19 protein-coding genes, 1 tRNA gene and 1 pseudogene are annotated in these 25,338 nt (G+C 66.7%); 19 read left to right on the top strand and 2 right to left on the bottom strand.

Annotation, left to right across the window (positions count from 1 at the left end; genetic code table 11):
• The first annotated feature begins 7 nt into the window (after window positions 1-7).
• The 3 genes from F3T56_RS16595 to F3T56_RS16585 all read left to right on the top strand — a co-directional run bounded on the left by F3T56_RS16595 (window position 8) and on the right by F3T56_RS16585 (window position 2,130).
• A complete protein-coding gene (locus F3T56_RS16595) occupies window positions 8-460 on the top strand; it encodes a MaoC family dehydratase N-terminal domain-containing protein (protein ID WP_149825942.1) in 453 nt (150 codons plus the stop codon).
• Window positions 461-467: 7 nt separating this feature from the next.
• The gene (locus F3T56_RS16590) at window positions 468-896 is read left to right on the top strand and encodes a MaoC family dehydratase (RefSeq protein ID WP_149825941.1); all 429 of its coding nucleotides are present in this window, start codon (window positions 468-470) and stop codon (window positions 894-896) included.
• A gap of 178 nt (window positions 897-1,074) precedes the next feature.
• A complete protein-coding gene (locus F3T56_RS16585; protein ID WP_149825940.1) occupies window positions 1,075-2,130 on the top strand; it encodes a UDP-N-acetylmuramate dehydrogenase in 1,056 nt (351 codons plus the stop codon).
• Between the two features lie 150 nt (window positions 2,131-2,280).
• Here the strand turns inward: F3T56_RS16585 and F3T56_RS16580 are convergent, their stop codons facing one another.
• Both F3T56_RS16580 and F3T56_RS16575 read right to left on the bottom strand, forming a co-directional pair.
• Window positions 2,281-3,318 carry an adenosine deaminase gene (locus F3T56_RS16580; RefSeq protein ID WP_149825939.1) on the bottom strand — a complete coding sequence of 346 codons (1,038 nt, stop codon included), beginning with the start codon at window positions 3,316-3,318 and terminating at the stop codon, window positions 2,281-2,283.
• A gap of 132 nt (window positions 3,319-3,450) precedes the next feature.
• Window positions 3,451-4,677 (bottom strand): pyridoxal phosphate-dependent aminotransferase, encoded by a 1,227-nt coding sequence (locus F3T56_RS16575; protein WP_172638981.1) that lies wholly within the window; start codon window positions 4,675-4,677, stop codon window positions 3,451-3,453.
• A 251-nt stretch (window positions 4,678-4,928) separates the two neighbouring features.
• Here F3T56_RS16575 and F3T56_RS16570 point away from each other — a divergent pair.
• The 16 genes and pseudogenes from F3T56_RS16570 to F3T56_RS16490 all read left to right on the top strand — a co-directional run bounded on the left by F3T56_RS16570 (window position 4,929) and on the right by F3T56_RS16490 (window position 25,191).
• A tRNA-Trp gene (locus F3T56_RS16570) sits at window positions 4,929-5,001 on the top strand.
• Window positions 5,002-5,119: 118 nt separating this feature from the next.
• Window positions 5,120-5,407 (top strand): preprotein translocase subunit SecE, encoded by a 288-nt coding sequence (secE, locus tag F3T56_RS16565; protein ID WP_149825937.1) that lies wholly within the window; start codon window positions 5,120-5,122, stop codon window positions 5,405-5,407.
• 76 nt (window positions 5,408-5,483) lie between these two features.
• Entirely contained in the window at window positions 5,484-6,299 is an 816-nt protein-coding gene (nusG, locus tag F3T56_RS16560) for a transcription termination/antitermination protein NusG (RefSeq protein WP_149825936.1), read from the top strand.
• A 178-nt stretch (window positions 6,300-6,477) separates the two neighbouring features.
• Window positions 6,478-6,912, top strand: a complete 435-nt coding sequence (gene rplK, locus F3T56_RS16555; RefSeq protein WP_028805116.1) for a 50S ribosomal protein L11 — start codon at window positions 6,478-6,480, stop codon at window positions 6,910-6,912.
• Window positions 6,913-6,993: 81 nt separating this feature from the next.
• Window positions 6,994-7,719, top strand: coding sequence for a 50S ribosomal protein L1 (gene rplA, locus F3T56_RS16550; protein ID WP_149825935.1), 726 nt, complete (start codon window positions 6,994-6,996; stop codon window positions 7,717-7,719).
• Between the two features lie 183 nt (window positions 7,720-7,902).
• A pseudogene (locus F3T56_RS16545) lies at window positions 7,903-8,775 on the top strand (SCO4651 family lipoprotein).
• A gap of 288 nt (window positions 8,776-9,063) precedes the next feature.
• Entirely contained in the window at window positions 9,064-9,594 is a 531-nt protein-coding gene (gene rplJ, locus F3T56_RS16540) for a 50S ribosomal protein L10 (RefSeq protein ID WP_149825934.1), read from the top strand.
• Between the two features lie 109 nt (window positions 9,595-9,703).
• The gene (rplL, locus tag F3T56_RS16535) at window positions 9,704-10,087 is read left to right on the top strand and encodes a 50S ribosomal protein L7/L12 (protein ID WP_149825933.1); all 384 of its coding nucleotides are present in this window, start codon (window positions 9,704-9,706) and stop codon (window positions 10,085-10,087) included.
• A gap of 607 nt (window positions 10,088-10,694) precedes the next feature.
• Complete coding sequence (gene rpoB / locus F3T56_RS16525) at window positions 10,695-14,180, top strand: DNA-directed RNA polymerase subunit beta (protein ID WP_149825932.1); 3,486 nt, start codon at window positions 10,695-10,697, stop codon at window positions 14,178-14,180.
• Window positions 14,181-14,274: 94 nt separating this feature from the next.
• On the top strand, window positions 14,275-18,174 hold the full coding sequence (locus F3T56_RS16520; RefSeq protein ID WP_149825931.1) for a DNA-directed RNA polymerase subunit beta': 3,900 nt from the start codon (window positions 14,275-14,277) through the stop codon (window positions 18,172-18,174).
• 268 nt (window positions 18,175-18,442) lie between these two features.
• Window positions 18,443-18,925 carry a DUF1707 and DUF4190 domain-containing protein gene (locus F3T56_RS16515; RefSeq protein ID WP_149825979.1) on the top strand — a complete coding sequence of 161 codons (483 nt, stop codon included), beginning with the start codon at window positions 18,443-18,445 and terminating at the stop codon, window positions 18,923-18,925.
• A 281-nt stretch (window positions 18,926-19,206) separates the two neighbouring features.
• Window positions 19,207-19,578 carry a 30S ribosomal protein S12 gene (rpsL, locus tag F3T56_RS16510; RefSeq protein WP_003948652.1) on the top strand — a complete coding sequence of 124 codons (372 nt, stop codon included), beginning with the start codon at window positions 19,207-19,209 and terminating at the stop codon, window positions 19,576-19,578.
• Between the two features lie 2 nt (window positions 19,579-19,580).
• On the top strand, window positions 19,581-20,051 hold the full coding sequence (gene rpsG, locus F3T56_RS16505) for a 30S ribosomal protein S7 (protein WP_003992340.1): 471 nt from the start codon (window positions 19,581-19,583) through the stop codon (window positions 20,049-20,051).
• 39 nt (window positions 20,052-20,090) lie between these two features.
• Complete coding sequence (gene fusA, locus F3T56_RS16500) at window positions 20,091-22,217, top strand: elongation factor G (RefSeq protein WP_149825930.1); 2,127 nt, start codon at window positions 20,091-20,093, stop codon at window positions 22,215-22,217.
• Between the two features lie 155 nt (window positions 22,218-22,372).
• Window positions 22,373-23,566, top strand: a complete 1,194-nt coding sequence (tuf, locus tag F3T56_RS16495) for an elongation factor Tu (protein ID WP_115906452.1) — start codon at window positions 22,373-22,375, stop codon at window positions 23,564-23,566.
• Between the two features lie 419 nt (window positions 23,567-23,985).
• Window positions 23,986-25,191, top strand: coding sequence for a hypothetical protein (locus F3T56_RS16490; RefSeq protein WP_149825929.1), 1,206 nt, complete (start codon window positions 23,986-23,988; stop codon window positions 25,189-25,191).
• The last annotated feature ends 147 nt before the right edge of the window (window positions 25,192-25,338 follow it).

Below are 25,338 nucleotides of genomic sequence, written 5' to 3'. Positions count from 1 at the left end.
CCGAGCCATGGCGCTCGACCAGTCCTTCGTAGGGCGGTCCTACCCGCCCACCGACCCCTACGAGGTCGGCCGGGAGAAGATCCGTGAATTCGCGGAGGCCGTGGGGGACGCCAACCCTGTATACACGGACCCCGACGTCGCCAAGGCACTCGGCTACCCCGACGTGATCGCCCCGCCGACCTTCGTGTTCTCGATCACCTTCAAGGCCGCGGGCGTCGTCGTCTCCGACCCGCAACTCGGCCTCGACTACAGCCGTGTGGTGCACGGCGACCAGAAGTTCGCGTACAAGCGCCCGGTGCGCGCCGGTGACCGGCTCACGGTCACCTCGACGATCGAGGTGATCAAGTCCCTGGCGGGCAACGACATCCTGGACGTCCGCGGAGAGGTCCACGACGAGGCGGGCGACCACGTCGTCACCGCCTGGACCAAGCTCGTGGCCCGTGCGGCAGAGGGGGCATGAGAAACCGATGACCGCGAAGATCTCTTACGACGCCGTCGAGGTCGGCACCGAACTGCCGGCCCAGACCTTCGGCGTGACCCGCGCCACGCTCGTCCAGTACGCGGGCGCCTCCGGCGACTTCAACCCGATCCACTGGAACGAGAAGTTCGCCAAGGAGGTCGGCCTCCCCGACGTCATCGCGCACGGCATGTTCACCATGGCCGAGGCGATCCGCGTCGTCACCGACTGGGCCGGTGACCCGGGCGCGGTCGTCGAGTACGGCGTCCGCTTCACCAAGCCCGTCGTCGTCCCCAACGACGACCAGGGCGCCACCATCGAGGTCACCGCCAAGGTCGGCGCCAAGCTCGACGACAACACCGTCCGCGTCGACCTGACGGCGATGAGCGCCGGTCAGAAGGTGCTGGGCATGTCGCGAGCGGTCGTACGACTGGCCTGAGCCGTACGGGCGAGGGGCCGGGGGTATGTGGAGGTGTAAGGGGCGTTCTCCATTGTGGGGCGCTCCTTACGCGCGCCGGGCCCCCTGGCCTGATCAACGGCACTGGCCGTGGCGGAGTTCCAGGACGGAGTTCCAGGGCAAGCCTTCGCCGGTATGGCCGTCTCGTAGTCTTGAGCCCGTGCAGGAACTCCACGACGCCCCCCTCGCCCCGTTGACCACCTTCCGGCTGGGCGGGCCCGCGCGGCGGCTGATCACCGCCACCACCGACGACGAGGTAATCGCCGCCGTACGCGAGGCCGATGACACCGGTACGCCCCTGCTGCTGATCGGCGGTGGTTCGAACCTGGTCATCGGTGACAAGGGCTTCGCCGGAACCGCGCTGGTCATCGCGACCAAGGGGTTCGCGCTCGATGGCACGAGGCTGGAGCTGGCCGCCGGCGAGGTGTGGACCGACGCCGTCACCCGTACCGTCGGTGCCGGGCTCGCGGGCATCGAATGCCTTGCCGGAATCCCCGGCTCCGCCGGCGCGACACCGATCCAGAACGTCGGCGCGTACGGGCAGGAGGTCGCCTCCACCATCACCGAGGTCGTCGCCTACGACCGCCGCACCCGCGAGACGGTCACCGTCCCGAACGCGGAGTGCGCCTTCTCGTACCGCCACAGTCGCTTCAAGAACGACCCCGAGCGATACGTCGTCCTGCGCGTCCGGTTCGAACTGGAGGACGCGGACGGGCTGTCGGGGCCGATCAAGTACGCCGAGACGGCCCGCGCGCTGGGCGTCGAGCCCGGTGACCGTGTGCCCCTCGCCGACGCCCGCGAGACCGTTCTGAAGCTACGCGCCGGGAAGGGCATGGTGCTCGACCCCGAGGACCATGACACCTGGTCCGCCGGGTCGTTCTTCACGAATCCGATCCTCACGGACGAGGAGTACGCCGTGTTTCACGCGCGCGTGCGGGAGCGGCTCGGCGACGGCGTCGCCCCGCCCGCGTACGCCGCCGGGGACGGTCACACGAAGACCTCCGCGGCCTGGCTGATCGACAAGGCGGGCTTCAGCAAGGGCTACGGTGCCGGTCCTGCTCGAATCTCCACCAAGCACACCCTGGCCCTCACCAACCGGGGATCGGCCACCACCGAGGATCTGCTCGCGCTGGCCCGGGAGGTTGTGGCCGGGGTTCGCGATGCCTTCGGGATCACGCTGGTGAATGAGCCGGTGACGGTGGGCGTGAGTCTGTAGGGGAGCCCACGAGGAGTTTCGCCCCCGCCGGCCCTACCCATTCTGGGCTGCCGCCCCTTCGACCCCGCCATGGCGCCTCAGAGCTCGGGGGTGCGGGTTGTACGGCGGGTGCGGGTTGTGTGTGGTTGCTCGCGGAGTTCCCAGCGCCCCTTACGGGGCGCTGGTTAGCCAGTCGTCTACGCCGGTCAGTAGTTTCCGCTTCGTTTCCTCCGGGGCCGCCGATGCTCGGATCGACTGGCGGGCCAGTTCTGCCAGTTCCTCGTCTGTGAAGGCGTGGTGGTGGCGGGCGATCTCGTACTGGGCCGCTAGGCGGGAGCCGAAGAGGAGAGGGTCGTCGGCGCCCAGGGCCATGGGGACGCCGGCGTCGAACAGGGTGCGCAGGGGGACGTCCTGGGGCTTCTCGTAGACGCCGAGGGCGACGTTGGAGGCCGGGCAGACCTCGCAGGTCACGCCCCGGTCCGCGAGGCGCTTCAGCAGGCGCGGGTCCTCCGCCGCGCGCACTCCGTGCCCGATCCGGTTCGCGTGCAGGTCGTCCAGGCAGTCGCGGACCGAGGACGGGCCGGTCAGCTCGCCGCCGTGCGGCGCCGACAGCAGGCCGCCCTCCCGGGCGATCGCGAAGGCCCGGTCGAAGTCCCTGGCCATGCCCCGGAGCTCGTCGTTGGAGAGCCCGAAACCGACGACACCACGGTCCGCGTACCGCACCGCCAGCCGCGCCAGCGTGCGCGCGTCCAGAGGGTGCTTCATACGGTTCGCCGCGACCAGGACCCGCATGCCCAGCCCGGTCTCCCGCACGGTCGTGTCCACCGCGTCCAGGATGACCTCCAACGCCGGGATCAGCCCACCCAGCCGAGGGGCGTACGACGTCGGGTCGACCTGGATCTCCAGCCAGCCCGAGCCGTCCCTCACGTCCTCCTCCGCAGCCTCCCGCACCAGCCGCTGAATGTCCTCGGGCTGCCTGAGGCACGAGCGGGCCGCGTCGTACAGGCGCTGGAAGCGGAACCAGCCCCGCTCGTCCGTCGCCCGCAGTCTCGGCGGCTCTCCGCTGGTCAGCGCCTCCGTCAGCGCGTCGGGCAGACGTACGCCGTACTTGTCGGCCAGTTCCAGAACGGTCCCCGGGCGCATCGAGCCGGTGAAGTGCAGGTGCAGATGGGCTTTCGGCAGCTCAGAGACATCACGTACAGGCTCCATTCGAGGATCCTGCCGTACGCCGACACCGTCCCGGTAGCGGATTCCCCGAACGTGGTCTTGCTCGCACAAACGAATGGGGTGAGCACCTCAGAAAAGTCGTAGGTGCCCACCCCGAAGCGAATGGTCAGGACGTCAGTCCGTCGCCTCCGCCAGCAGCTTCTGGATCCGGGAGACGCCCTCGACGAGATCCTCGTCACCCAGCGCGTACGACAGCCGCAGGTAGCCCGGCGTGCCGAACGCCTCGCCGGGTACGACTGCGACCTCGGCCTCCTCCAGGATCAGCGCGGCGAGTTCGACCGTGTCCTGCGGGCGCTTGCCGCGGATCTCCTTGCCGAGCAGGTCCTTCACGGACGGGTAGGCGTAGAACGCCCCCTCGGGCTCCGGGCAGAGGACTCCGTCGATCTCGTTGAGCATCCGCACGATGGTCTTGCGGCGCCGGTCGAAGGCCTCGCGCATCTTCGCGACGGCCTCCAGGTCACCGGAAACGGCGGCGAGGGCCGCGACCTGGGCGACGTTCGACACGTTCGACGTGGCGTGCGACTGCAGGTTCGTCGCGGCCTTCACGACGTCCTTCGGGCCGATGATCCACCCGACCCGCCAGCCGGTCATGGCGTACGTCTTCGCCACACCGTTGACCACGATGCACTTGTCGCGCAGCTCGGGCAGCAGCGCTGGCAGCGACACCGAGGCCGCGTCACCGTAGACCAGGTGCTCGTAGATCTCGTCCGTCATCACCCACAGGCCGTGCTCGACGGCCCAGCGGCCGATCGCCTCGGTCTGGGGCTCCGTGTAGACCGCGCCGGTCGGGTTCGACGGGGAGACGAACAGGACGACCTTCGTCTTCTCCGTGCGGGCCGCCTCCAGCTGCTCCACGGAGACCCGGTAGCCGGTCGTCTCGTCCGCGACGACCTCCACCGGGACACCGCCGGCCAGGCGGATCGACTCCGGATACGTCGTCCAGTACGGCGCCGGGACGATGACCTCGTCGCCCGGGTCGAGGATCGCGGCGAACGCCTCGTAGATGGCCTGCTTGCCGCCGTTGGTGACCAGGATCTGCGAGACGTCGGGCTCATAGCCGGAGTCGCGCAGGGTCTTCGCGGCGATCGCGGCCTTCAGCTCGGGCAGACCACCGGCCGGCGTGTAGCGGTGGTACTTCGGGTTCTTGCAGGCCTCGACGGCCGCCTCGACGATGTAGTCCGGGGTCGGGAAGTCGGGCTCGCCCGCGCCGAAGCCGATCACCGGACGCCCGGCGGCCTTGAGGGCCTTGGCCTTGGCGTCCACGGCGAGGGTGGCGGACTCGGAGATCGCGCCGACTCGGGCGGAGACCCGGCGCTCGGTGGGAGGGGTTGCAGCGCTCATGGGGCCCATCGTTTCAGACACGAAACCCGCCCGGCACGCGGGTTTCACAGACTGAACAGCGACTGAACAACCATCCGTATCCGGGCCCGGCGACAGGCGATCTTCGACCGGCAACGCCCCCACGGACACTTTCTGTTCGACGTCGGCCGCCGGACCACGTACACTCTCACCTCGTTGGCCTCCACCGGCCGCGCCCAGCAGGTGCACACCGAGCACCCGGCCGGATGCGGTACGTTTGTGGAGAACCACAAAGGGTCGTAGCTCAATTGGTAGAGCACTGGTCTCCAAAACCAGCGGTTGGGGGTTCAAGTCCCTCCGGCCCTGCTACACACTCCTCACGCCAGGATGTGTGCGCATGTACGTACAGCAATGTTCCGCCGTGCGGCTCAGACCGGGCGCGGCACGGCCACGACCCGGACCGGACGGAATCAGGTGAGGATGAATGACGGACGCCGTGGGCTCCATCGACACGCCTGATGCCCAGGACGAGGCGCCGGAGGACAAGAAGAAGACCCGCAAGGGCGGCAAGCGCGCCAAGAAGGGCCCGCTGAAGCGCCTCGCGCTCTTCTACCGTCAGATCGTCGCGGAGCTGCGCAAGGTCGTCTGGCCGACCCGCTCCCAGCTCACGACCTACACCACGGTGGTCATCTTCTTCGTCGTCATCATGATCGGTCTCGTGACTGTGATTGACTTCGGACTAGACAAGGCCGCCAAGTACGTCTTCGGCTGAGCCGAAAGCGAAGGGCGCCCCACCCGGCGCCCCTTTCGCGCGTTCCACCCCCATGTATCCAGGAAGAAGCAGCCACGTGTCTGACCCGAACCTGAACGACGCCATCGAGCCGGACAAGTCCGTGGATGATGAGCTCGACATCGTCGAGGGAGCGGACGAGGTCGACGAGTTCGAGGCTGCCGAGGCCGAGGCGGGGGAGCCGGCCGAGGAAGCGGCCGTGCACGTCGAGGCCGAGGCCGCGGCCGACGAGGCCGACGAGGAGGAGGCCGAGCCGGTCGACCCCGTCGAGGCCCTGCGTGAGGAACTGCGGACCCTGCCCGGCGAGTGGTACGTCATCCACACGTACGCCGGTTACGAGAACCGTGTGAAGACCAACCTCGAACAGCGCGCCGTCTCGCTGAACGTCGAGGACTACATCTTCCAGGCCGAGGTGCCGCAGGAAGAGGTCGTCCAGATTAAGAACGGCGACCGCAAGACCATCCGCCAGAACAAGCTCCCCGGCTATGTGCTGGTGCGTATGGACCTGACGAACGAGTCCTGGGGCGTCGTCCGTAACACCCCCGGTGTCACCGGCTTCGTGGGCAACGCCTACGACCCGTACCCGCTGACCCTGGACGAGATCGTCAAGATGCTCGCCCCGGAGGCCGAGGAGAAGGCCGCCCGCGAGGCTGCCGAGGCCGAGGGCAAACCGGCTCCGGCCCGCAAGGTCGAGGTCCAGGTGCTGGACTTCGAGGTGGGCGACTCGGTCACCGTCACCGACGGTCCGTTCGCCACGCTCCAGGCGACGATCAACGAGATCAACGCCGACTCGAAGAAGGTCAAGGGTCTGGTGGAGATCTTCGGGCGTGAGACGCCTGTCGAGCTTTCCTTCGACCAGATCCAGAAGAACTGAGTTTCTTCGGACCGTAAGCTTCCGAAGCTTCCGACCAGGTCGGACAAGACCACCGCGTCTTGTCTGACCTGCTCGGTTTTTGGCCGCGCATCCATACCCGTTATCGTTGTGCGGTATGCCTTCATCCGGGACGCGAACCTGGGTGGGGCGCACTCGAATCGAAAGGACCCGGAGAGTAATGCCTCCCAAGAAGAAGAAGGTCACGGGGCTCATCAAGCTCCAGATCCAGGCCGGTGCGGCCAACCCGGCTCCGCCGGTCGGCCCGGCGCTGGGTCAGCACGGCGTCAACATCATGGAGTTCTGCAAGGCCTACAACGCCGCGACCGAGTCGCAGCGCGGTTGGGTCATCCCGGTGGAGATCACGGTCTACGAGGACCGTTCCTTCACCTTCATCACCAAGACGCCGCCGGCCGCCAAGATGATCCTCAAGGCCGCGGGCGTGGAGAAGGGCTCCGGCGAGCCGCACAAGACCAAGGTCGCCAAGATCACCGAGGCGCAGGTCCGCGAGATCGCCACCACCAAGATGCCCGACCTCAACGCCAATGACCTGGACGCCGCCGCGAAGATCATCGCCGGCACCGCGCGTTCCATGGGCATCACGGTCGAGGGCTGAACCCCACCTTCGTAGAACCACCGTGGTAGGGCCTGCTCGGCCCGTGCACCACGACTCCTTTCAGAACACACAGGAGCAGTTGTGAGCAAGCGCAGCAAGGCTCTCCGCGCTGCGGACGCCAAGATCGACCGGGAGAAGCTGTACGCCCCGCTCGAGGCCGTCCGTCTCGCCAAGGAGACCTCCACGACCAAGTTCGACGGCACTGTCGAGGTCGCCTTCCGTCTGGGTGTCGACCCGCGCAAGGCCGACCAGATGGTCCGTGGCACCGTGAACCTCCCGCACGGCACCGGTAAGACCGCCCGGGTCCTGGTCTTCGCGACCGGTGACCGTGCCGAGGCCGCACTCGCCGCGGGCGCCGACATCGTCGGCTCCGACGAGCTCATCGACGAGGTGTCGAAGGGCCGTCTGGACTTCGACGCCGTCGTCGCCACCCCGGACCTCATGGGCAAGGTCGGCCGCCTCGGCCGCGTGCTTGGTCCCCGTGGTCTCATGCCGAACCCCAAGACCGGCACCGTGACCCCGGACGTCGTGAAGGCCGTCAACGACATCAAGGGCGGCAAGATCGAGTTCCGCGTCGACAAGCACTCGAACCTGCACTTCATCATCGGCAAGACGTCGTTCGACGACACCAAGCTGGTGGAGAACTACGCCGCGGCGCTGGAGGAGATCCTCCGTCTGAAGCCGTCGGCCGCCAAGGGTCGCTACATCAAGAAGGCCGCGATCAGCACCACGATCGGCCCCGGCATCCCGGTCGACTCCAACCGCACCCGCAACCTCCTCGTCGAGGAGGACCCGGCCGCCGTCTGAGCCCTCCGCTCACCAGGCAGCCGCGTCGCGTACGCGTAGTCGAGGACGAGCCCCGCAACCTTTCGAGGTGCGGGGCTCGTCCCTTTTTGACATACAGACCTTTTGTCATACGGGTGGGCATACGTGCGCAAGTGTGCTGCGCTGGTGTGCGGAGGACGGCAATCTCCATGGGGGTGGGGACGAATGACCAGCACGACCAAGTGCCGCCGTACGATCCTGTCGATCGCGGTGGTGGCCGCGCTGACCGGGGTGGCGGCCTGCGGTTCCTCGGACTCGGGCAAGGGCGGCGGGGGCGGCGATCCGCTCGCGGCGCTGCGGCTGGCGGACAAGTCCACGGACGACGCCGACTCGGTGAAGATCGAGTCCACCGGGGACATGGGCGACCTGATGTCCATCAAGGCGGACGGCGAGGTGGACTGAGCCGACGGCCTCCACGGCACCCTGACCATCACCTACACCGGCGGTCAGGCGGCCGACCAGATGAACCAGCTGGGCATCACGTCGACGGAGGCCCGCTATCTGCCCGACGCCTACTACGCGAACATGGGCGACCTGTTCGCCGGGCAGTACGGCGGCAAGCAGTGGATCAGGTACGGGTACGACGATGCCGAGGACATGATGGGCGGGGCCTCCGGCGCGTATGCGAAGGAGCACTTCCAGAGCGTCACGCCGAACCAGTCCGTGCAGCTCCTGCTGGCCTCCGGTGACGTCGAGAAGGTAGGCGAGGAGGAGGTGCGCGGCGAGCAGACCACGCACTACGCGGGCACGGTGAACGTCGCCGACATCCAGGAGCAGAACGCAAACCTCGGCGAAGAGATGCGGGCCGAGCTGGAGGAGCAGCTGAAGGCGTCCGGCATCACCACCGCGGACATCGACCTCTGGATCAACGACGACAACCTGCTGGTCAAGAAGGTCGAGCGGGGCGACACGGCGAACGGCGAGCTGAATTCGACGGTGTACTACAGCGACTACGGCGTCGATGTCTCCGTCGAGGAGCCGCCGGCGAGTCAGACCCTCGACTACAAGGACCTGATGAACAACCTGCCGGCGAGCTGAGGGGCCGCGGAGCGGATTTGCTTGACAGGGATGTGGTCCCGTACTCTTCCGGAGAAGCCAAAGACCGCTGGTCGTTGCCGTGTGCTCGCGAGAGGGCGCGGTGGCCGAAGGATCCGCTGAACTGCGGACGACCCGCGCAGGTGACTGTGGAAGTTGCTCCCGGTCCGGTTCCGTTCCCGTACGGAATTCGTCCGGTCGAGCTACGCCCCGTGCGCCTGCGCCGGGGCGTTTCGTTTTGCCAAGCCCCTTCCGAGCGGTCCTCATCACCCGGAAGGAGGCCGACGCTCTATGGCAAGGCCCGACAAGGCTGCCGCGGTGGCCGAGCTCACGGAGCAGTTCCGTAGCTCGAACGCCGCCGTGCTGACCGAGTACCGGGGTCTCACCGTGGCGCAGCTCAAGACGCTGCGTCGTTCGCTCGGTGAGAACGCCCAGTACGCCGTGGTGAAGAACACGCTGACCAAGATTGCGGCCAACGAGGCCGGGATCTCGACGCTCGACGACCTGTTCAACGGTCCGACGGCGGTCGCCTTCATCACCGGTGACCCGGTGGAGTCGGCGAAGGGTCTTCGTGACTTCGCCAAGGACAACCCGAACCTCGTCATCAAGGGCGGTGTCCTTGACGGCAAGGCGCTGTCCGCCGACGAGATCAAGAAGCTTGCGGACCTCGAGTCCCGCGAGGTTCTGCTCAGCAAGCTGGCGGGTGCCTTCAAGGGCAAGCAGTCCCAGGCTGCTCAGCTCTTCCAGGCGCTTCCCTCGAAGCTCGTCCGCACCGTGGACGCTCTTCGCGCCAAGCAGGCCGAGCAGGGCGGTGCCGAGTAATTCGGCTCGCGAAATGACCGCCGCCGCCTGAGGCGGAGGTCGTAGCGGGCCAACGTACGCCCGCCAGACATGTACATCCGGCACCAGCCGAATTAGTGGAAGGAAAGCCATCGTGGCTCTCACCCAGGACGAACTGCTCGCCGAGTTCGAGTCGATGACCCTCATCCAGCTCTCCGAGTTCGTGAAGGCGTTCGAGGAGAAGTTCGACGTCACCGCCGCCGCCGCGGTCGCCGTTGCCGCTCCGGGTGCCCCGGGCGCCCCGGTCGAGGCCGAAGAGGAGAAGGACGAGTTCGACGTCATCCTCACCGGTGCCGGCGACAAGAAGATCCAGGTCATCAAGGTCGTGCGTGAGCTGACCTCGCTGGGTCTGAAGGAGGCCAAGGACCTCGTGGACGGCGCCCCCAAGCCCGTTCTCGAGAAGGTCGCCAAGGAGGCCGCTGAGAAGGCCGCCGAGTCCCTCAAGGGCGCCGGCGCCTCCGTCGAGGTCAAGTAAGGCCTTTGCGGGTCCGCACGGACTCGCTCGCGGCGCGGCTCTGAACACGGGGCTGTAACGCAGACGTACTGAAGGGCGATCACCCATGTGGGTGGTCGCCCTTCGGCGTTCCGGGACGTCGCGTGACGGCTGCCTTGCACTGTCGGTGGCGGCGAGTATGGTGATCATCGTCGTGCCTCCGAACACCCCTGGTGACCGGCCGCGAGTGACGATCGCAGCATCTGGTTCGGGCATGGGGGGCCTTGACGAACTGCACGCAGCGCGCAATTCTCAGGACGCGTCGTCACACGGATCCGAACTCCGAGGCATGGATCGGCGACGAAGAGGGCAGTATCGATGTGCATCGAGGGCGTGGCTTGCCGCAGGTGTTGAGGAACAAAGAGGGTTTCCGAGGGTGTCCGCAAACCCGCACTGGACATCAGTGGGCCGAGTGGCTACACTGACCCTTTGCGCTGCCTGTTAGCTGCCTCCTGCCCGTCACCAGGGGCATGCCCTCGCTCGAGCACAGACGATCGGACCGTCCCCGACCCGGGACTTGTCCTCTCTGCGCCCGGTCGAGGGGGCCGGTACGCGCGTAGTGAGTCCGAGCCCTCGGAAGGACCCCCTCTTGGCCGCCTCGCGCAACGCCTCGACCGCGAATACGAACAACGGCGCCAGCACCGCCCCGCTGCGCATCTCCTTTGCAAAGATCAAGGAGCCTCTCGAGGTTCCGAACCTGCTCGCGCTGCAGACCGAGAGCTTTGACTGGCTGCTCGGCAACACCGCCTGGCAGAGTCGGGTCGAGGAGGCTCTGGAGAACGGACAGGACGTCCCCACCAAGTCCGGCCTGGAGGAGATCTTCGAGGAGATCTCCCCGATCGAGGACTTCTCCGGGTCGATGTCGCTGACCTTCCGCGACCACCGCTTCGAGCCGCCGAAGAACAGCATCGACGAGTGCAAGGAGCGCGACTTCACGTACGCCGCCCCGCTCTTCGTCACAGCCGAGTTCACCAACAACGAGACCGGTGAGATCAAGTCCCAGACGGTCTTCATGGGCGACTTCCCGCTCATGACGGGCAAGGGCACGTTCGTCATCAACGGCACCGAGCGTGTCGTGGTGTCGCAGCTGGTCCGCTCGCCCGGTGTCTACTTCGACTCCTCCATCGACAAGACGTCCGACAAGGACATCTTCTCCGCCAAGATCATCCCGTCCCGGGGTGCCTGGCTGGAGATGGAGATCGACAAGCGCGACATGGTCGGTGTGCGTATCGACCGCAAGCGCAAGCAGTCCGTGACCGTCCTCCTCAAGGCCCTCGGCTGGACGACCGAGCAGATCCTGGAGGAGTTCGGCGAGTACGAGTCCATGCGCGCCACCCTGGAGAAGGACCACACCCAGGGGCAGGACGACGCGCTGCTCGACATCTACCGCAAGCTGCGTCCGGGCGAGCCCCCCACGCGTGAGGCCGCGCAGACGCTCCTCGAGAACCTGTACTTCAACCCCAAGCGCTACGACCTCGCCAAGGTCGGCCGCTACAAGGTCAACAAGAAGCTGGGCGCGGACGCCCCGCTCGACGCCGGCATCCTGACCGTCGAGGACATCATCTCGACGATCAAGTACCTGGTGAAGCTGCACGCGGGCGAGACCGAGACGGTCGGCGACAGCGGCGGCAACATCGTCGTCGAGACCGACGACATCGACCACTTCGGCAACCGTCGTCTGCGCAGCGTCGGCGAGCTCATCCAGAACCAGGTCCGTACGGGTCTGGCGCGTATGGAGCGTGTCGTCCGTGAGCGCATGACGACCCAGGACGTCGAGGCGATCACGCCGCAGACCCTGATCAACATCCGGCCGGTCGTGGCCTCCATCAAGGAGTTCTTCGGCACCAGCCAGCTCTCCCAGTTCATGGACCAGAACAACCCGCTGTCGGGTCTCACCCACAAGCGCCGTCTGTCGGCTCTTGGCCCGGGTGGTCTCTCCCGTGAGCGGGCCGGCTTCGAGGTCCGTGACGTGCACCCGTCTCACTACGGCCGTATGTGCCCCATTGAGACGCCCGAAGGCCCGAACATCGGTCTGATCGGTTCGCTCGCCTCCTACGGCCGCGTCAACGCGTTCGGTTTCGTGGAGACGCCGTACCGCAAGGTCGTCGAGGGCCAGGTCACCGACGAGGTCGACTACCTGACGGCTGACGAAGAGGACCGGTTCGTCATCGCGCAGGCCAACGCCACGCTCAACGACGACATGCGGTTCGCCGAGAACCGCGTCCTCGTTCGTCGTCGTGGTGGCGAGGTCGACTACGTCGCCGGTGACGACGTGGACTACATGGACGTCTCGCCGCGCCAGATGGTGTCGGTCGCGACCGCCATGATCCCCTTCCTCGAGCACGACGACGCCAACCGCGCCCTCATGGGCGCGAACATGATGCGTCAGGCCGTGCCCCTGATCAAGTCCGAGTCCCCGCTCGTCGGCACCGGCATGGAGTACCGCTCCGCCGTCGACGCCGGCGACGTGGTCAAGGCCGAGAAGCCGGGTGTGGTCCAGGAGGTCTCCGCGGACTACATCACCACCGCCAACGACGACGGCACGTACATCACGTACCGCCTGGCCAAGTTCGCCCGCTCCAACCAGGGCACCTCGGTCAACCAGAAGGTCATCGTCAACGAGGGCGACCGGATCATCGAGGGCCAGGTCCTCGCCGACGGTCCGGCCACCCAGAACGGTGAGATGGCGCTCGGCAAGAACCTGCTCGTCGCGTTCATGCCGTGGGAGGGTCACAACTACGAGGACGCGATCATCCTGTCGCAGCGCCTCGTGCAGGACGACGTCCTCTCCTCGATCCACATCGAGGAGCACGAGGTCGACGCCCGTGACACCAAGCTCGGCCCCGAGGAGATCACCCGGGACATCCCGAACGTCTCCGAGGAGGTCCTCGCCGACCTCGACGAGCGCGGCATCATCCGTATCGGCGCCGAGGTCATCGCCGGTGACATCCTCGTCGGCAAGGTCACGCCCAAGGGTGAGACCGAGCTGACGCCCGAGGAGCGTCTGCTGCGCGCGATCTTCGGTGAGAAGGCCCGTGAGGTCCGTGACACCTCGCTGAAGGTGCCGCACGGCGAGACCGGCAAGGTCATCGGCGTCCGCGTCTTCGACCGCGAGGAGGGCGACGAGCTTCCCCCCGGTGTCAACCAGCTGGTGCGCGTGTACGTGGCGCAGAAGCGCAAGATCACCGACGGTGACAAGCTCGCCGGCCGTCACGGCAACAAGGGTGTCATCTCCAAGATCCTGCCCATCGAGGACATGCCGTTCCTCGAGGACGGGACCCCCGTCGACATCATCCTCAACCCGCTCGGTGTCCCGTCCCGAATGAACCCGGGACAGGTCCTGGAGATCCACCTCGGCTGGCTCGCCAGCCGCGGCTGGGACGTCTCCGGCCTCGCCGACGAGTGGGCGCAGCGCCTCCAGGTGATCGGCGCCGACTCCGTCGCCCCCGGCACCAACGTCGCGACCCCGGTCTTCGACGGTGCCCGCGAGGACGAGCTCGCCGGTCTGCTGGAGCACACGATCCCGAACCGCGACGGCGAGCGCATGGTGCTCCCGACCGGTAAGGCCCCGCTGTTCGACGGCCGCTCGGGTGAGCCCTTCCCGGAGCCGATCTCGGTCGGCTACATGTACATCCTGAAGCTCCACCACCTGGTCGACGACAAGCTGCACGCCCGCTCGACCGGTCCGTACTCGATGATCACCCAGCAGCCGCTGGGTGGTAAGGCCCAGTTCGGTGGCCAGCGCTTCGGTGAGATGGAGGTGTGGGCGCTGGAGGCTTACGGCGCCGCGTACGCCCTCCAGGAGCTCCTGACCATCAAGTCCGACGACGTCACCGGCCGCGTGAAGGTCTACGAGGCCATCGTCAAGGGCGAGAACATCCCCGAGCCCGGCATCCCCGAGTCCTTCAAGGTGCTCATCAAGGAGATGCAGTCCCTGTGCCTCAACGTGGAGGTGCTGTCCTCGGACGGCATGTCCATCGAGATGCGCGACACCGACGAGGACGTCTTCCGCGCTGCGGAGGAGCTTGGCATCGACCTGTCCCGGCGTGAGCCGAGCAGCGTCGAAGAGGTCTGACGGGAGTCCGGCGGCCTTCGTCATGAAGGCCGCCGGCCCCAGGACCCCCGTATCAGACCCCATGACTTACAACCCTGAGAGGGATTGACGCATAGTGCTCGACGTCAACTTCTTCGACGAGCTCCGGATCGGTCTGGCCACCGCTGACGACATCCGTCAGTGGAGCCACGGCGAGGTCAAGAAGCCCGAGACCATCAACTACCGTACCCTCAAGCCCGAAAAGGACGGACTCTTCTGCGAGAAGATCTTCGGTCCGACCCGGGACTGGGAGTGCTACTGCGGCAAGTACAAGCGTGTCCGCTTCAAGGGCATCATCTGTGAGCGCTGTGGCGTCGAGGTCACCCGCGCCAAGGTGCGCCGTGAGCGGATGGGCCACATCGAGCTCGCCGCTCCCGTCACCCACATCTGGTACTTCAAGGGCGTTCCGTCGCGGCTGGGCTACTTGCTCGACCTCGCCCCGAAGGACCTGGAGAAGGTCATCTACTTCGCGGCGTACATGATCACGTACGTCGACGAGGAGCGCCGTACGCGTGACCTGCCCTCCCTGGAGGCGCATGTCTCCGTCGAGCGGCAGCAGATCGAGAACCGCCGGGACGCCGACCTGGAGGCCCGCGCCAAGAAGCTCGAGACCGACCTGGCCGAGTTGGAGGCCGAGGGCGCCAAGGCCGATGTGCGCCGCAAGGTGCGCGAGGGCGCCGAGCGTGAGATGAAGCAGCTGCGCGACCGTTCGCAGCGCGAGATCGACCGTCTCGACGAGGTGTGGACCCGGTTCAAGAACCTCAAGGTCCAGGACCTGGAGGGCGACGAGCTCCTCTACCGCGAGCTGCGTGACCGCTTCGGCACGTACTTCGACGGTTCGATGGGTGCCGCGGCGCTGCAGAAGCGCCTGGAGTCCTTCGACCTGGACGAGGAGGCCGAGCGCCTCCGCGAGATCATCCGCACCGGTAAGGGCCAGAAGAAGACCCGTGCGCTGAAGCGGCTGAAGGTCGTGTCCGCGTTCCTGCAGACCTCCAACAGCCCCAAGGGCATGGTCCTCGACTGCGTCCCGGTCATCCCGCCGGACCTTCGCCCGATGGTGCAGCTGGACGGTGGCCGCTTCGCGACCTCCGACCTGAACGACCTGTACCGCCGTGTGATCAACCGGAACAACCGACTGAAGCGGCTTCTCGACCTCGGCGCGCCCGAGATCATCGTGAACAACGAGAAGCGCATGCTCCAGGAGGCCGTCGACGCGCTGTTCGACAACGGTCGTCGTGGCCGTCCGGTCACCGGTCCCGGTAACCGCCCGCTGAAGTCCCTCAGCGACATGCTGAAGGGTAAGCAGGGTCGATTCCGTCAGAACCTGCTCGGCAAGCGTGTGGACTACTCCGCGCGTTCCGTGATCGTCGTCGGTCCGCAGCTGAAGCTGCACCAGTGCGGTCTGCCGAAGGCGATGGCGCTGGAGCTGTTCAAGCCGTTCGTGATGAAGCGCCTGGTCGACCTGAACCACGCGCAGAACATCAAGAGCGCCAAGCGCATGGTGGAGCGCGGCCGCACGGTCGTGTACGACGTCCTCGAAGAGGTCATCGCCGAGCACCCGGTGCTGCTGAACCGTGCGCCCACCCTGCACCGCCTCGGCATCCAGGCCTTCGAGCCGCAGCTGGTCGAGGGCAAGGCCATCCAGATCCACCCGCTCGTCTGCACCGCGTTCAACGCGGACTTCGACGGTGACCAGATGGCCGTGCACCTGCCGCTGTCCGCGGAGGCGCAGGCCGAGGCCCGCATCCTGATGCTGTCCTCGAACAACATCCTCAAGCCGGCCGACGGCCGTCCGGTGACGATGCCGACCCAGGACATGGTCCTCGGTCTGTTCTTCCTCACCACCGACGGCGAGATGCGTGACGTGAAGGGCGAGGACCGCTCCTTCTCGTCCGTGGCCGAGGCGATCATGGCGTTCGACGCCGGCGAGCTCTCGCTGCAGTCGCGCGTGGACATCCGCTTCCCGGTGGGCACCATCCCGCCGCGCGGCTGGGTCCCGCCGGTGCGCGAGGAGGGTGAGCCGGAGTGGCAGCAGGGTGACAGCTTCACCCTGAAGACCACGCTGGGCCGCGCGCTCTTCAACGAGCTGCTGCCCGAGGACTACCCGTTCGTCGACTACGAGGTCGGCAAGAAGCAGCTCTCCGAGATCGTCAACGACCTCGCCGAGCGCTACCCCAAGGTCATCGTGGCGGCGACGCTCGACAACCTGAAGGCGTCCGGCTTCTACTGGGCGACCCGTTCCGGTGTCACCGTGGCCATCTCCGACGTCGTCGTTCCCGAGGCGAAGAAGGAGATCGTCAAGGGCTACGAGGCGCAGGACGAGAAGGTCCAGAAGCAGTACGAGCGTGGTCTGATCACCAAGGACGAGCGCACGCAGGAGCTCATCGCGATCTGGACCAAGGCGACCAACGAGGTCGCCGAGGCGATGAACGACAACTTCCCGAAGACCAACCCGATCTTCATGATGGTGAACTCGGGTGCACGAGGCAACATGATGCAGATGCGTCAGATTGCCGGTATGCGTGGTCTGGTGTCGAACGCGAAGAACGAGACGATCCCGCGTCCGATCAAGGCGTCGTTCCGTGAGGGCCTCTCCGTCCTTGAGTACTTCATCTCCACGCACGGTGCCCGTAAGGGTCTGGCGGACACCGCCCTGCGTACCGCCGACTCGGGTTACCTGACCCGTCGTCTGGTGGACGTTTCACAGGACGTCATCATCCGCGAGGAGGACTGCGGCACCGAGCGCGGTCTGAAGCTGCGGATCGCCTCGAAGGACGAGACCGGTGTCCTGCGCAAGGCCGACGACGTCGAGACCAGCGTCTACGCCCGCATGCTCGCCGAGGACGTCGTCATCGACGGCAAGGTGATCGCGCCGGCCAACGTGGACCTGGGCGACGTGCTCATCGACCAGCTCGTGCACCACGGTGTCGAGGAGGTCAAGACCCGCTCGATCCTGACCTGTGAGTCCAAGGTCGGCACGTGCGCCATGTGCTACGGCCGCTCCCTGGCCACCGGCAAGCTGGTCGACATCGGTGAGGCGGTCGGCATCATCGCCGCCCAGTCCATCGGCGAGCCCGGTACCCAGCTGACGATGCGTACCTTCCACACCGGTGGTGTGGCCGGTGACGACATCACCCAGGGTCTGCCGCGTGTCGTCGAGCTCTTCGAGGCCCGTACGCCGAAGGGTGTCGCGCCGATCTCCGAGGCGGCCGGTCGCGTCCGCATCGAGGAGACGGAGAAGACCAAGAAGATCGTCATCACGCCGGACGACGGCAGCGACGAGACGGCGTTCCCGATCTCGAAGCGCGCCCGACTCCTGGTCAGCGAGGGCGAGCACGTCGAGGTGGGCCAGAAGCTCACCGTGGGTGCCACCAACCCGCACGACGTGCTGCGCATCCTGGGCCAGCGTGCCGTCCAGGTCCACCTGGTCGGCGAGGTCCAGAAGGTGTACAACTCACAGGGTGTGTCGATCCACGACAAGCACATCGAGATCATCATCCGGCAGATGCTCCGCCGTGTGACGATCATCGAGTCCGGCGACGCCGAGCTGCTGCCCGGTGAGCTGGTCGAGCGCTCCAAGTTCGAGACCGAGAACCGTCGTGTGGTCCAGGAGGGCGGTCACCCGGCCTCCGGTCGTCCGCAGCTGATGGGTATCACCAAGGCCTCGCTGGCGACGGAGTCCTGGCTGTCGGCCGCCTCCTTCCAGGAGACGACCCGAGTGCTGACGGACGCGGCGATCAACGCCAAGTCCGACAGCCTCATCGGCCTCAAGGAGAACGTCATCATCGGTAAGCTCATCCCGGCCGGTACGGGCCTGTCCCGCTACCGCAACATCCGGGTCGAGCCGACCGAGGAGGCCAAGGCCGCGATGTACTCGGCCGTCGGCTACGACGACATCGACTACTCGCCGTTCGGCACCGGCTCCGGCCAGGCCGTCCCGCTGGAGGACTACGACTACGGGCCGTACAACCAGTAAGGCCTACGTCTGATGTGACGAAGGGCGGCCACTCCGTTTCGTACGGGGTGAGCCGCCCTTCGGCGTTGTCCCGGGTGCCCGGTGTGTGCCCTGTGCAGCTCTGTGTGCCCGGTGTGGCAGAACCGGGACAGAAGTGTCGCCGGGAACCAATGCCGGGGGCCGTGCGTTGCAGCATCATTGGAGGCACAACCAGTCCGGGGGAGTGTTTCTCGTGTCGAATCCTTCGTGGCAGCCGATGCCGTGGCAGGCGCAGAGCAGTGCTCCGTCGATGCTCGCGGCCCATGCCGACCGTGAGCGTGCCGTGGATGTTCTGCGGGCCGGCTTCAGTGAGGGCCGCCTCCAGCAGGACGAGTACGAGAAGCGGATCGAGAGGGCCTACCAGGCGCGCACGGTGGGGGAGCTGTCCCTGCTCGTCGCCGACCTGCCGCAGGGGCCGTCCGCGATGCAGCCGCCGGTCCTGGGGCCGCCGGGCGTCCCGAGAACCTTCATGCCGGTGCCCCTGCCGCCTCCGGCCACCAACGGCAAGGCCGTCGGGTCGATGGTGTGCGGCGTGCTGACGACCATGACCATGGGGCTGACCGGCATCCCCGCCGTCATCCTCGGCCACACCGCCCGCGCCGAGATCAGGCGCAGCGGTGAGGGCGGTGAGGGCTTCGCCCTGGCCGGGATCATCCTGGGGTGGCTGTCCGTCGCCGGCTGGGCGTTCTTCCTCATGCTCTTCATGATCGCGGGAGTGTCCTCGGGCAGCTGATGCCGGGGCCGGGCGCTCCTGCGCGCCCGGCCCTTAAACCCCCGCACGCCCATTTGTTTTGACCGTAGGCAATGCGATAGGTACGCTCAGACCTTGTGCCTGGGGTGTGCCCTGGCTCCCGTGCGTGCCTTCAACCGCACAGGGGGGAGCCGTAAGCGGCCGCCGTAATCTGCGCCCTTTTGCCTCGCGGCGGGAGTTTGCAGCTTCGACACACCCGACCGCGTGGGTCGGAGACGTTCCGGGTTAGCTTCACCATTCGGCACACAGAAACCGGAGAAGTAGTGCCTACGATCCAGCAGCTGGTCCGCAAGGGCCGGCAGGACAAGGTCGAGAAGAACAAGACGCCCGCGCTCGAGGGTTCGCCCCAGCGCCGCGGCGTCTGCACGCGTGTGTTCACGACCACCCCGAAGAAGCCGAACTCGGCCCTGCGTAAGGTCGCGCGTGTGCGTCTGACCAGCGGGATCGAGGTCACCGCCTACATTCCGGGTGAGGGACACAACCTGCAGGAGCACTCCATCGTGCTCGTGCGTGGTGGCCGTGTGAAGGACCTGCCGGGTGTTCGCTACAAGATCATCCGCGGTTCGCTGGACACCCAGGGTGTCAAGAACCGCAAGCAGGCCCGCAGCCGCTACGGCGCCAAGAAGGAGAAGTAAGAATGCCTCGTAAGGGCCCCGCCCCGAAGCGCCCGGTCATCATCGACCCGGTCTACGGTTCTCCTCTTGTCACGTCGCTCATCAACAAGGTGCTGCTGAACGGCAAGCGCTCCACCGCCGAGCGCATCGTCTACGGCGCCATGGAGGGCCTGCGTGAGAAGACGGGCAACGACCCGATCATCACGCTGAAGCGCGCTCTGGAGAACATCAAGCCGACCCTTGAGGTCAAGTCCCGCCGTGTCGGTGGTGCGACGTACCAGGTTCCGATCGAGGTCAAGCCCGGTCGTGCCAACACGCTCGCGCTGCGCTGGCTGGTCGGTTACTCCCGCGCCCGTCGCGAGAAGACCATGACCGAGCGTCTGCTCAACGAGCTTCTCGACGCCTCGAACGGCCTCGGTGCGGCCGTGAAGAAGCGCGAGGACACCCACAAGATGGCCGAGTCCAACAAGGCCTTCGCGCACTACCGCTGGTAGTCGCAGACCCCATCGAGACCGAGAGAAGACTGAAGCCTTATGGCTACCACTTCACTTGACCTGGCCAGGGTCCGCAACATCGGGATCATGGCCCACATCGACGCGGGCAAGACGACCACCACCGAGCGGATCCTCTTCTACACCGGCGTCAGCTACAAGATCGGTGAGGTCCACGACGGCGCTGCCACCATGGACTGGATGGAGCAGGAGCAGGAGCGTGGCATCACGATCACCTCTGCTGCCACCACCTGTCACTGGCCGCTCGAGGGCGTCGACCACACCATCAACATCATCGACACCCCGGGTCACGTCGACTTCACCGTCGAGGTGGAGCGTTCGCTCCGCGTCCTCGACGGCGCCGTGACGGTGTTCGACGGCGTTGCCGGCGTGGAGCCGCAGTCCGAGACGGTGTGGCGTCAGGCCGACCGTTACGGCGTGCCCCGCATCTGCTTCGTCAACAAGCTGGACCGTACCGGCGCCGAGTTCCACCGCTGCGTGGACATGATCTCGGACCGCCTGGGCGCCCAGCCGCTCGTCATGCAGCTCCCGATCGGCGCCGAGGCCGACTTCAAGGGCGTCGTCGACCTCGTGACGATGAAGGCCCTGGTCTGGTCCGCCGAGGCCGCCAAGGGCGAGATGTACGACGTCGTCGACATCCCGGCCACGCACGCCGAGGCTGCCGAGGAGTACCGCGGCAAGCTGATCGAGGCCGTCGCCGAGAACGACGAAGAGATCATGGAGCTGTACCTGGAGGGCCAGGAGCCCACCGAGGAGCAGCTGTACGCCGCGATCCGTCGCATCACCATCGCGTCCGGCAAGTCCAACGACACCACGGTCACCCCGGTGTTCTGTGGCACCGCGTTCAAGAACAAGGGCGTCCAGCCCCTGCTCGACGCGGTCGTGCGCTACCTGCCGACCCCGCTCGACGTCGAGGCCATCGAGGGCCACGACGTGAAGGACCCCGAGCTGGTCGTCAAGCGCAAGCCGTCCGACGACGAGCCGCTGTCCGCCCTTGCATTCAAGATCATGAGCGACCCGCACCTCGGCAAGCTCACCTTCGTCCGGGTCTACTCGGGCCGCCTGGAGTCCGGCACCGCCGTGCTGAACTCCGTCAAGGGCAAGAAGGAGCGCATCGGCAAGATCTACCGCATGCACGCGAACAAGCGTGAGGAGATCGACTCGGTGGGCGCCGGCGACATCATCGCCGTCATGGGTCTGAAGCAGACCACGACCGGTGAGACGCTCTGCGACGACAAGCAGCCGGTGATCCTGGAGTCCATGGACTTCCCGGCGCCGGTCATCCAGGTCGCCATCGAGCCCAAGTCCAAGGGTGACCAGGAGAAGCTGGGTGTCGCCATCCAGCGTCTCGCGGAGGAGGACCCCTCCTTCCAGGTCCACTCGGACGAGGAGACCGGCCAGACCATCATCGGTGGTATGGGCGAGCTGCACCTCGAGGTGCTGGTCGACCGTATGCGCCGTGAGTTCAAGGTCGAGGCCAACGTCGGCAAGCCGCAGGTCGCGTACCGCGAGACGATCCGCAAGGCCGTCGAGCGCGTCGACTACACGCACAAGAAGCAGACTGGTGGTACCGGCCAGTTCGCCAAGGTGCAGATCGCGATCGAGCCGATCGAGGGCGGCGACGCGTCGTACGAGTTCGTGAACAAGGTGACCGGTGGTCGCATCCCGAAGGAGTACATCCCTTCGGTAGACGCCGGTGCGCAGGAGGCCATGCAGTTCGGCATCCTCGCCGGCTACGAGATGACGGGCGTCCGCGTCACGCTTCTCGACGGTGCCTACCACGAGGTCGACTCCTCCGAGCTCGCGTTCAAGATCGCCGGTTCGCAGGCCTTCAAGGAGGCCGCGCGCAAGGCGTCCCCCGTGCTCCTTGAGCCGATGATGGCCGTCGAGGTCACCACGCCCGAGGACTACATGGGTGAGGTCATCGGCGACATCAACTCCCGCCGTGGTCAGATCCAGGCCATGGAGGAGCGGGCCGGTGCCCGCGTCGTGAAGGGTCTCGTGCCCCTCTCGGAGATGTTCGGCTACGTCGGAGACCTCCGCAGCAAGACGTCGGGTCGCGCGAGCTACTCGATGCAGTTCGACTCCTACGCCGAGGTTCCGCGGAACGTCGCCGAGGAGATCATCGCGAAGGCCAAGGGCGAGTAACGCACCGCGTTCACACGCTTTAGGCTTGACTCCGGAGCCTTGAAGGGCAAACACCCGCAAAAACGAGTGTTTGCCCCGGGGCCCGGGCTTTCCAGCAAAGATCACCTGGCGCCGATGAAGTAAGGCGTACAGAACCACTCCACAGGAGGACCCCAGTGGCGAAGGCGAAGTTCGAGCGGACTAAGCCGCACGTCAACATCGGCACCATCGGTCACATCGACCACGGTAAGACGACCCTCACGGCCGCCATTACCAAGGTGCTGCACGACGCGTTCCCGGACCTGAACGAGGCCTCGGCGTTCGACCAGATCGACAAGGCTCCCGAGGAGCGCCAGCGCGGTATCACCATCTCCATCGCGCACGTCGAGTACCAGACGGAGACCCGTCACTACGCCCACGTCGACTGCCCCGGTCACGCGGACTACATCAAGAACATGATCACGGGTGCGGCGCAGATGGACGGCGCCATCCTCGTTGTCGCCGCCACGGACGGCCCGATGCCGCAGACCAAGGAGCACGTGCTCCTGGCCCGCCAGGTCGGCGTTCCGTACATCGTCGTCGCCCTGAACAAGGCCGACATGGTGGACGACGAGGAGATCCTGGAGCTCGTCGAGCTCGAGGTCCGTGAGCTGCTCTCCGAGTACGAGTTCCCGGGCGACGACGTTCCGGTCGTCAAGGTCTCCGCGCTCAAGGCGCTCGAGGGCGACAAGGAGTGGGGCCAGTCGGTCCTGGACCTGATGGCCGCCGTCGACACCGCGATCCCGGAGCCGGAGCGCGACGTCGACAAGCCGTTCCTGATGCCGATCGAGGACGTCTTCACGATCACCGGTCGTGGCACCGTCGTCACCGGTCGTATCGAGCGTGGTGTCCTCAAGGTCAACGAGACCGTCGACATCATCGGTATCAAGACCGAGAAGACCACCACCACGGTCACCGGCATCGAGATGTTCCGCAAGCTGCTCGACGAGGGCCAGGCCGGTGAGAACGTCGGTCTGCTGCTCCGCGGCATCAAGCGCGAGGACGTCGAGCGCGGCCAGGTCATCATCAAGCCCGGTTCGGTCACGCCGCACACCGAGTTCGAGGCCCAGGCCTACATCCTGTCCAAGGACGAGGGTGGCCGCCACACGCCGTTCTTCAACAACTACCGTCCGCAGTTCTACTTCCGTACGACGGACGTGACGGGCGTTGTGACCCTCCCCGAGGGCACCGAGATGGTCATGCCGGGCGACAACACCGAGATGAAGGTGGAGCTCATCCAGCCCATCGCCATGGAGGAGGGCCTGAAGTTCGCCATCCGTGAGGGTGGTCGGACCGTGGGCGCCGGCCAGGTCACCAAGATCAACAAGTGAGTCCACTCGCTTGAGGGTCGCTTGACCTGAGAGGGCCCGTACGACTTCGGTCGTACGGGCCTTCCGTTGTTTCCGGGGGCAGCGGAGCGGATGGCGCGTCGGATCGCGTTTGCGGCCGTCCCCTCGCCAGTGGAAGATCACGCAGTGTCCCGGCGACTCCTTGGACTTCGCCGTGTGGGCACTTTGTCACCGTCACCCCGTACGCACGACGGACATCGGCTTCGTACCGATTCGATCACGCGTTCCCTGAGGCTCTGTGCAGGGCTTGTGAGCTGCGCATGCCCCGCCTAGAAATGATCAGGCGCCGCTCATTCTGTGGTGCGTCCCGTGGGCCCTTCGAATCCCCCGGACAGTTGTCCGGGGGGTGGTGTCGCCGCGTCCGTCCCGCCTGCGAGGCCTTTCTCTACGAGAGTGAATCCGTGAACACCGATCCGCGCGATGATGGGCCCGACGAGAAGGCCTCCATATCGGATGAGCAGTGGGAGTCGTTCCTGCGGGAGGCCGAGGAGGGCGGTTCCGTTTCCGTGCCGAAGGAGCCGTCGGCGCGGGCCCGCATGGTGACCCAGCGGCTGCGGGAGCAGGACGAGGCGGCGCGGTGTGCGAAGGGTGGCGGCCGGTGGCGCGGGCGGGGGAAGACGGCGCACGACCCGCATCCCGCGACCCCGCCCGGCTGGCGGACCGGCCCGGCGTGGCAGGAGATCAACGGCACCCGTGACCGGCGCCGCAAGCTCTGGTCGGCCTTCGGTGTGGTGCTGGCCCTGGCCGTCGTCGTAGTCGCCCTACGCCCCTCGCTGCTGCTCGACCGGCTCCCGGTTGCCGACTCGGCGTCCGATGTCTCCCCGACGCCGCTGTCCGCCGAGACGGCCCTGCCGTCCAGTGCACCCGGGAACGTCGACGGACTGCCCACGACGGAGCATCCGTTCCGGGGGTCGCCCGCCGTGCGCTGGGCCGACGGTGCGGACGCCATCGAAGTGCCGACCGCGAAGGCCGTCTCCGGGCTGAGTAAGGACGACGTGGCACTCGCGCTGCGCCGGACCAAAGAGTTCTTGGTGGCCTCCAGCCTGGACCCGGCCGTCCTGAGGGGTGGGCAGCCCGACAAGGCGCTGGCTCTGCTCGACCCTGAGCAGCCGGACATGCTGTCCGACCTGCGGCGCTCGCTGCGCCGGCCGTCGAAGACCCATGACCCCGTGGGTCTCTTCAGCCGCTTCGACCCGGGCGAGGTGCGCCTGGCCGGTGATGTGGTCAAGGTGCGCGGACACATGTCGTACTCCGCAGGGGAACCGGGCCAGGTTCTGGTTCACGCGGACTACAGCTTCGTCTACCCGCTGGTGCGGCCCGACGGTGGCGACACCGTGGCGCGGACCATCGTCCGCCGCGACCTGACGCTGTCCCTGTCCGACCCGAGCCGATGGATCGCCACGAAGGGCAAGCTGTCGGTCCGGGAGTACGCCGTCGACACCTTCAACAACGAGTGCGATGTCTACGACGGCTATCTCCACCCCGTCTTCCCCGACGGCGAGCCCACCGGTGGGCCCGCCACGGGTGCGGCCAAGGACCCCTACGACCGCAGCGAGAGCCTGGTGGAGCAGAACCACGAGGGCTGCGGCCAGGTCACCCGTACCTGAGGACCACTCGTGCCTGAAAACCTGACGGCCACTCGGCTGTTACGAAAGTATTCGGCGCCTACGACCCGTTGTCCCCACGGTGCACTCCCCTCACCATTTGTCATGCCGCTGAGCAAATGCGGACGTCTTCGGGTCGAGGGGTGAGGC

Source organism: Streptomyces tailanensis (assembly GCF_008386495.1).
Lineage (GTDB): Bacteria > Actinomycetota > Actinomycetes > Streptomycetales > Streptomycetaceae > Streptomyces > Streptomyces tailanensis.
Note: the sequence above shows the minus strand (reverse complement) of the source record. Positions and strands in the feature narration are given on the sequence as shown.